We start from the raw sequence: 7,126 nt of genomic DNA, 5'->3' as shown, positions 1-7,126 counted from the left end.
TAGACAGCTCGCACTTCACTCGGAGGTCTTCGTCATGTCACCACGCCACGCCGTCACCAACGTCCGTGGTCAGTACAGCTAGGCGCCGTAGACGCCGAGCAGATCGCGCGCCGAGACGATCCCGGCCAGCGCGCCGTCGCGCTCCACCAGGACGTGGCGGATGTAGTGGTCCATCATCCGGGCCGCCACGTCATCGACCGTCGCGTCGGCGTCACACCACACCAGCTTGGTGCTGGCCACCGCGGCGGCCGGAACCCGAGCCGGATCCTTCCCGGCCGCCACCACGCGGACGACGTCACGCTCGCTCACCAGCGCGGTGGGCCGCTCGTCGTCGCCCACCACGACGGCCCCCACGTCGCAGTCCGCGATGGCCATGGCCACGTCGGCGACCGTGGCGTCGGCGGCGACACGCGCCACCGGGTCGCCGGTGATGGTGGAGATCGGGAGCGAGCCCCGTGCAGAAAAGCCAGTCACGCCAGCAATGTTCACCGGAACTTGGCCGGCCTTTCTAGTGACCTGAGTCCCTAGTTCGCCGGACACCCGGCCCTATTTAACGAGGCGAAGCCGGTGCAGGCTGGCCGCAGACCCGTCTCCCGAAGGGAATGGTGTGGGCGGAAGGGGATCTGCGATTTTGGTCGCGCTGAGCGTCGGCGCGCTGGTGTCGGGCGGGATCGCCTGGCTGGTGGGGGCGCACAACATCGCCGACGCGTGCTGGATCGCGGGCACGGTGGTGGGCCTCGTGCCGGCGGTGGTCTGGGTGGTGGCCGGGCTGCGCCGTGGCCGGTTCGGGGTCGACGTGATCGCGGTGCTGTCCCTGATCGGCACGCTGCTGGTCGGCGAGTACCTCGCGGGTGCGCTGATCGCCGTGATGCTGGCCGGCGGCCGGGCGCTGGAGGCCGCGGCCGAGCGCCGCGCGTCGCACGACCTGCGGGCCCTGCTCGAGCACGCCCCCCGGTTCGCCCGACGGCGCGACGGATCCACGGTCACCACGATCGGGCTGAACGACGTGGCGATCGACGACCTGCTGGTCGTCGGCCCCGGCGAGGTGGTCCCGGTGGACGGGCGCATCGTCGGCGCGGCGGCGGTGCTCGACGAGTCGGTGCTGACCGGCGAGCCGCTTCAGGTGGAGCGCGGCGCGGGCGAACCGGTGCGCAGCGGTGTGGTCAACGCGGGCGGCGCGTTCGAGATGCGCGCCACCGCCACCGCCGAGGCCAGCACCTACGCGCAGATCGTGCGGCTGGCCGCGGAGGCCGGGGCGCAGAGCGCACCGGTGGTGCGGCTGGCCGACCGGTACGCCGCGTGGTTCCTGCCGTTGGCGCTGTCGGTGGCCGGCGCGGCCTGGCTGGCCAGCGGGTCGCCGGTGCGGGCCGTGGCGGTGCTGGTGGTGGCGACGCCGTGCCCGCTGCTGCTGGCGGCGCCGGTGGCGATCGTCTCCGGGCTGTCGCGCGCCTCGCGTCACGGCGTGGTGATCCGCAGCGGGGCCGCATTGGAAAACCTCGGGCGCGCAACGACTTTGGTGATGGACAAGACCGGCACGCTGACCATGGGGCGACCCGTCGTCATCGATGTCGCGGCCGCGCCGGGGCGCGACGCCGTCGAGATCCTGCGGCTGGCCGCCTCGGTCGATCAGCTGTCCCCACACGTGCTGGCCGAGGCGATCGTCACCGAGGCGCTGGCCCGCGGCCTGCGGCTGGACCTGCCCACCGACGTGGTCGAAGAACCCGGGCGCGGCGTCACCGCCACCGTGGGCGATCGGCGCATCCAGGTCGGCAAGCTGGCCGACGACACCTCGACGGAATGGGCGCGGGCCGCCGTCAACCGAGCCCTGCTGGACACCGCCGCGATCGCATGGGTGTGCATCGACGGGCGACCGGCCGGTGCGGTGCTGCTGCGCGACCCGCTGCGCCGCCACGCCCCGCGCACCGTGCGGCGGCTGCGCGCCGCCGGGTTGCGGCGATTGGTGATGCTCACCGGCGACCGCGCCGGGCCCGCCCGCGAGGTCGGCGCCGTGTTGGGGCTGGACGAGGTCTACGCCGAACAGAGCCCGGCGGACAAGGTCGCCGCGGTGCGCGCCGAGCAGGAGCGCGCGGTCACCGTCATGGTCGGCGACGGGGTGAACGACGCGCCCGCGCTGGCCGCGGCCGGCGTCGGGGTGGCGATGGGCGCGCGCGGTGCCACCGCCTCCTCGGAGGCCGCCGACGTCGTATTGACTACCGACCGGCTGGAACGGCTCGCCGACGCGATGGACATCGCGCGGTGGTCGCGGCGCATCGCGGTGCAGAGTGCGGTCGTCGGAATGTGCCTGTCGCTGATCGCGATGGTTGTCGCCGCGCTGGGCTGGCTGCCGCCCGCCGCGGGCGCGCTGCTGCAGGAGGGCATCGACGTCGCCGTCATCCTCAACGCGCTGCGCGCCCTGCGCGGCGACCCGGCCACCGAGGTCGACCTGCCCGCGCAGACCGAACGGATGCTGCGCCGCTTCGACGCCGAACACGACGAGCTGCGCGACGCCATCGGGCTGCTGCGCGAAGCGGCGGACCGCCTGGCCGCCGCGCCCGATCAGGCCGCGCTGCAAGCGATTACGCGCGCACATCAGTTACTTGTCGATCGCGTCCTGCCGCACGAGCGAGCCGAGGAAACCGAGCTCTACCCCGCGCTGGCTCACCCCCTGGGCACCGGCGAGGCCACCGCGACCATGAGCCGGACCCACGCCGAGATACAACGGCTGTCGGACCGGATCGGCGCGCAGGTCGAGCTGGCCCAAGCCACCGGCTCCATCGGAGCCGACCAGGTCGACGACCTGCTCGCCTGCCTGTACGGGCTGTACGCGCTGCTGCGCCTGCACTTCGTGCAGGAGGAAGAGAACTACTTCACCCTGGCGGAGACCGCTGACGACTCAGCCCGCTGAGGGCGGGCGGGTCATGAAGGTCCCCTTGATCTCCAGCCCGATTTCGAGGTCGTCGTAGTCGCGGCCCCCGCGCTTGCTCTTGTCGCGCGGCGCGACCGGCGGCATCATCGGCGGCGGCATGAAGGGGAACCCGGATTCGTCCGCGGCCAGGGGCGACACCGCCGCCGCCAGCTGCACCGTCGATTTGGACGCGGACAACAGCCCGACCATCGCGGGCGGCGCCGTCAGCTTGCCGAGCGAAACCCCGACGCCCACCGCGGCCGTCGGCGCCGACCCGGCGGCCCTGACCGCGTCGGCGAGGCCCGCCTCGACCCCGCCCAGCGCGGCCTCCCCCTCGGCCAGCCCCTGGCCCACGTCGCTGCCGACGCTCTGCAGCGCCTGAGCCGACGTGTACTGCGCGATATAGCTGAGCAGGTTGATCGGGATTCCGCCGGCGATGAACTGGTCGGCATACGTGTTGGCGAGGCCGAACCAGCCCTTCTGGGGGTTGAAGCCGAAGGGGGTGCTGAGGACGTTCGTCAAGAAATCCCCCAGCGGCGTCGACGCCGCCGGGGTGGTGGCGGCGGCGGACGTGGCGGTGGCTTGCGCCGCCGCTGCCGCCGGGCTGACGATCGTCGGTGGTGACGAGAACTGCGGCAGCCGGGTGGCCTGTGCCGAGGTCGCCGCGTAGCGGTTCATCGCCGCCGAGTTGTTCACCCACATGCCCTCGTACTGGGCGTCGGTCTCGGCAATCGCCGCGAAGTTGGTCCCCAGCCAGTTGGTGGCGATCAGCTGCGCTAGCCGGGTGCGGTTGGCGGCGACCTGAACCGGGAAAACCACAGTGCGCCGGGTCAATTCGAATGCCGCGGCCACCGTCTGGATCGAGGAGCCGACCTGCTCGCACTGCTGCGCGGTGGCGGCCAACCACGCGAGGAAGGGGTCGACGGCCTGGATCATCGCGGCCTCGGACGGGCCGCCCCATGCCTCACCCAGCGCCGAGAGCACCGAGCCGTAGCCGGGCAGCGAATCCTCCAGCTCGATGCCCAACCGCTCCCACGCGGCGGAGGCCTCGATCAACGACTCCGCACCGGGTCCGGAGTGGATCAGCGCCGCACTAATTTCTGGGGGCAGCGTCCCGAAGTCCATGACATCTCACCCCGGGAAGATTTCGGCGTTGGCTTTCATCCGGCCGACGGCGGTGTGCGGATCACTTTGCCCTTGACTTCGGCGCCCACCTGGAGGTCTTCGAGCTTGTTCTGCTTCCGCTTGCGCCAGCCACTGCCCGCCGAGACCGGCGGGGGCATTAGCGGCGGCATCATGGGGAACCCGGCGTCGGCGCCGTCGAGCGGCGATGCCGCCGAGGCGAGTTGCACCGGCGTCTGCGAGGCGGGCAGCAGCCCCACCACGGCGGGCGGCGCGGTCAGCTTGCCCATCGACACGCCGACGGCCATCGCCCCGGTGGGCGCCGATCCGAGCGACTTCACCGCATTGGACAAGCTGGCCCCCGCCGCTCCCAGCGCCGACTCGCCCTCCGAGAGGCCCTGGCCGATGTCGCCGCCCACGCTCTGCAGCGCCTGGGCCGAGGTGCTCTGCGCGAGGTAGCTGAGCAGGTTGATCGGGAAACCGGACGAGATGAACTGGTTGGCGTAGGTGTTGGCCAGCCCGAACCAGCCCACGTTGGGGTCGAAGCCGAACGGGGTGCCGACGATCGACTCCAAGAAGTCCCCGATCGATTGCGCCGGCGTGGCGGCGGCGGCGGACGTGGCGGTAGCCTGCGCGGCCGTCCCGGCCGGGTCGGTGATCGCCGGCGGGGTGGTGAACTGCTGCAGGTCGAGCGCCTGCGCCGTGGCCGTCTGATAGCGCGTCAGCGCCGCGGAGTTGTTGGCCCAGATGGCCTGGTACTGCTCTTCGGTCGCGGCGATGGCCGGCAGGTTGGCGCCGAACCGGTTGGTGGCTATCAGCTGCGCCAGCCGCGTCCGGTTGGCGGTCACCGTCGCGACCGGGACCACCGCCGACTGCGCCGAATTGAACGCGGTCGCGGCGGCCTGCGTCGAGGAGGCCAGCTGGTCGGCCTGTTGGGCGGTGTCCCGCAGCCAGGTGATGTAGGGCTGGACGGCCTGAACCATCTTCGCGGCCGACGGGCCGTCCCACGCGTCCATCAGCGACGACAGCACCGACGTATAGGTGCTGACCGAGCTGTCCAACTCGTTGCCGATGCGCTGCCAGGCGGCGGACGCCTCGATCAGCGAGCCCGCCCCGGGACCGGCATGCACGAGCGCCGAGGTCACCTCGGGCGGCAGCGCTAAAAAGTCCATGACATCTCACATCCCTTATTCGGGAAACCATCCAGCAAAGTTGCGCTGACCGGGCCGCGACCAACGCTGAAACATTGCACGTCGAAGCCCCTCGCGTGCACTGCTCCGTTCGCGAATCGCATGACACGAACATATACCGGACGCCCCTGGCCAGCGAAGAATTAGCAGCTGGGTGGCGGACCGCTCACATGGTCACCGAGGCGCCGCGGTCCACTTCGATGACGCGGTCGCCCAGACCGCGAAGCCGCATCTCGCCGATGAACTCGTCGAGCGGCGACGCGAACACGCCGTAGTCGTCGAAGTGCACCGGGATCGTTTTCGGCAGCGCCAGCAGCGCCACCAGCTCCGCGCCCTGGCGGCCGTCCATGGTCACCGTCAGACCGAACGGAAGCCGCCGGCCGGCGGGCAGCCGCGTCCCGCCCAGGTGCAGCACGCCGGCGTCGATCGAATCGAAGCGCTCGGGGATCTCATTGAGCTCCTCGACGAGCAGCGTGTCGCCGGAGAGGTAGAGCCGACGCGCCGAGCGATCGGCGGCGACGAATTCGAGCATGGTGCCCATCACCGGCGGCAGCAGTCGTCGGCTCCACTGGGGCGCGTGCCGACCCGGCAGTGAGGTGATGTGAACGGTGTTGCCGCCCTTGGTGATCGTGTGTCGCTGCCACGTCGACAAGCCCAGCGCGTGCCCGAAGCCACGATGGTGCAGCCGCTTGGCCGCGTGCGGGGTGGTGACGATCGGCAGCCCGTGGTCGAGGCCCCGCTGCGAGACCCGGTCCCAGTGATCGCCGTGCATGTGCGACAGCACCACGGCGTCGACCGCAGGCAGCTCGTCGATGTTCAACGCCGGTTCCCTGAGCCGCTTGGAGACCAGCCCGTAACCCAGATAGGCATGCTGACCCCGGTGCAGGAAATTCGGATCGGTCAACAGCGTCAGCCCGCCAGCGGTGATCAACGTGGTGGCGTTGCCGACGAAGGTGACCGTGATTTCCATGACCGCGGGCTACCCGGTCCGGAAGCGTTCACGCAGTTAAAAGGTCGGGGGTGGTTTCTCCTCGGTGTTACGGGCCGCCGCCGTGGCCGCCGCGGGCGGGTCCCGGCCGCACGGTCCCGACCTAGTCAGAGGTGCGGCAGCTCAGCGAGAACCACCGCCAAACGCGGATCGGTCACTTCAATTCTTCCGAAGTAAGCCAGGAGCAACACTCCGGGTTCCACGTCGATCGGCTCGTCGTCGGCAGGGAGGGATCCGGACGATGCGACGAATTCGACAGTGTCGCCTTTGCCCAGATGCACGCGATGTCGGGTAGAGGTTTTGCCCTCAACCAGCCGATTCATCGACTCAGCGGGGCCACGAATTGCCATGGATGCCTCCGCGCCCGGTATCACCCACTCGTTTCCGGTTGCAACGGCGATGTCGTGGCCGTGGACAAGCAGCTCGCACAAAATCCATCGAGCACCCCCACCGGCGGAGATTGTCGATCCACCGTGAAAGGGATACAGACGGCCGAAGTCGACTTTGGGATAGACGTGGTCGATTACCGCACGCAGATTTGCCTCGAGCCCGTCGGCTATGTCGCTGATGTCTCGGTCGGTGTACTCCGAGAGGCAGGTCGCATTCAGCTCGGCAACCCCCTCGTTTGTGGCGGCACGTCGACGGTCGCCAAGCAGCCTGCCGAGCACGGTGACAACGTGCGCCGCAGTCTCCGCGGCCGTCCAGGCGAGCCCAGGCACCGGGCGCTCGGCGCGATCCGCATCGAGCCCCCGAACGATCGAGACAAACCGCTTCCCACTGTCATCTAGCGCGGCGAGGATGTCGGCTTTGGTCGCCTCTTGCACCCGCTAAGCGTACGGCGGGCCGGTCGAATGGCGGCTTTTCGCCGTCGCGGCTTCCTAGAAGGGCGGCGGATCGTCGTCATCTTGGGCGGGTGGGGCG

At 70.4% G+C, this 7,126-nt stretch carries 6 protein-coding genes; 1 reads left to right on the top strand and 5 read right to left on the bottom strand.

Features of this window, described 5'->3' with window-relative positions; translation table 11 throughout:
* Window positions 1–78: 78 nt before the first annotated feature.
* Window positions 79–474, bottom strand: coding sequence for a CBS domain-containing protein (locus AWB92_RS23740; protein WP_085190044.1), 396 nt, complete (start codon window positions 472–474; stop codon window positions 79–81).
* Window positions 475–628: 154 nt separating this feature from the next.
* On the opposite strand from AWB92_RS23740, the gene AWB92_RS23735 reads away from it, so the two are divergent.
* Window positions 629–2,905: a heavy metal translocating P-type ATPase gene (locus AWB92_RS23735; protein ID WP_241523562.1), complete on the top strand. Its 2,277-nt coding sequence runs from the start codon at window positions 629–631 to the stop codon at window positions 2,903–2,905.
* Here the strand turns inward: AWB92_RS23735 and AWB92_RS23730 are convergent.
* The 4 genes from AWB92_RS23730 to AWB92_RS23715 all read right to left on the bottom strand — a co-directional run bounded on the left by AWB92_RS23730 (window position 2,894) and on the right by AWB92_RS23715 (window position 7,029).
* Complete coding sequence (locus AWB92_RS23730; protein WP_085190038.1) at window positions 2,894–4,030, bottom strand: PPE family protein; 1,137 nt, start codon at window positions 4,028–4,030, stop codon at window positions 2,894–2,896. The genes AWB92_RS23735 and AWB92_RS23730 overlap by 12 nt on opposite strands.
* Window positions 4,031–4,065: 35 nt before the next feature.
* Window positions 4,066–5,199 (bottom strand): PPE family protein, encoded by a 1,134-nt coding sequence (locus tag AWB92_RS23725; protein ID WP_085190036.1) that lies wholly within the window; start codon window positions 5,197–5,199, stop codon window positions 4,066–4,068.
* A gap of 184 nt (window positions 5,200–5,383) precedes the next feature.
* Window positions 5,384–6,187: an MBL fold metallo-hydrolase gene (locus AWB92_RS23720; protein ID WP_085190033.1), complete on the bottom strand. Its 804-nt coding sequence runs from the start codon at window positions 6,185–6,187 to the stop codon at window positions 5,384–5,386.
* A 125-nt stretch (window positions 6,188–6,312) separates the two neighbouring features.
* The gene (locus AWB92_RS23715; protein WP_085190031.1) at window positions 6,313–7,029 is read right to left on the bottom strand and encodes a maleylpyruvate isomerase N-terminal domain-containing protein; all 717 of its coding nucleotides are present in this window, start codon (window positions 7,027–7,029) and stop codon (window positions 6,313–6,315) included.
* Window positions 7,030–7,126: the final 97 nt, after the last annotated feature.

Source organism: Mycobacterium sp. IEC1808, assembly GCF_002101935.1.
Classification (GTDB): Bacteria; Actinomycetota; Actinomycetes; order Mycobacteriales; family Mycobacteriaceae; genus Mycobacterium.
This window is presented reverse-complemented; position numbering and strand designations above follow the sequence as displayed.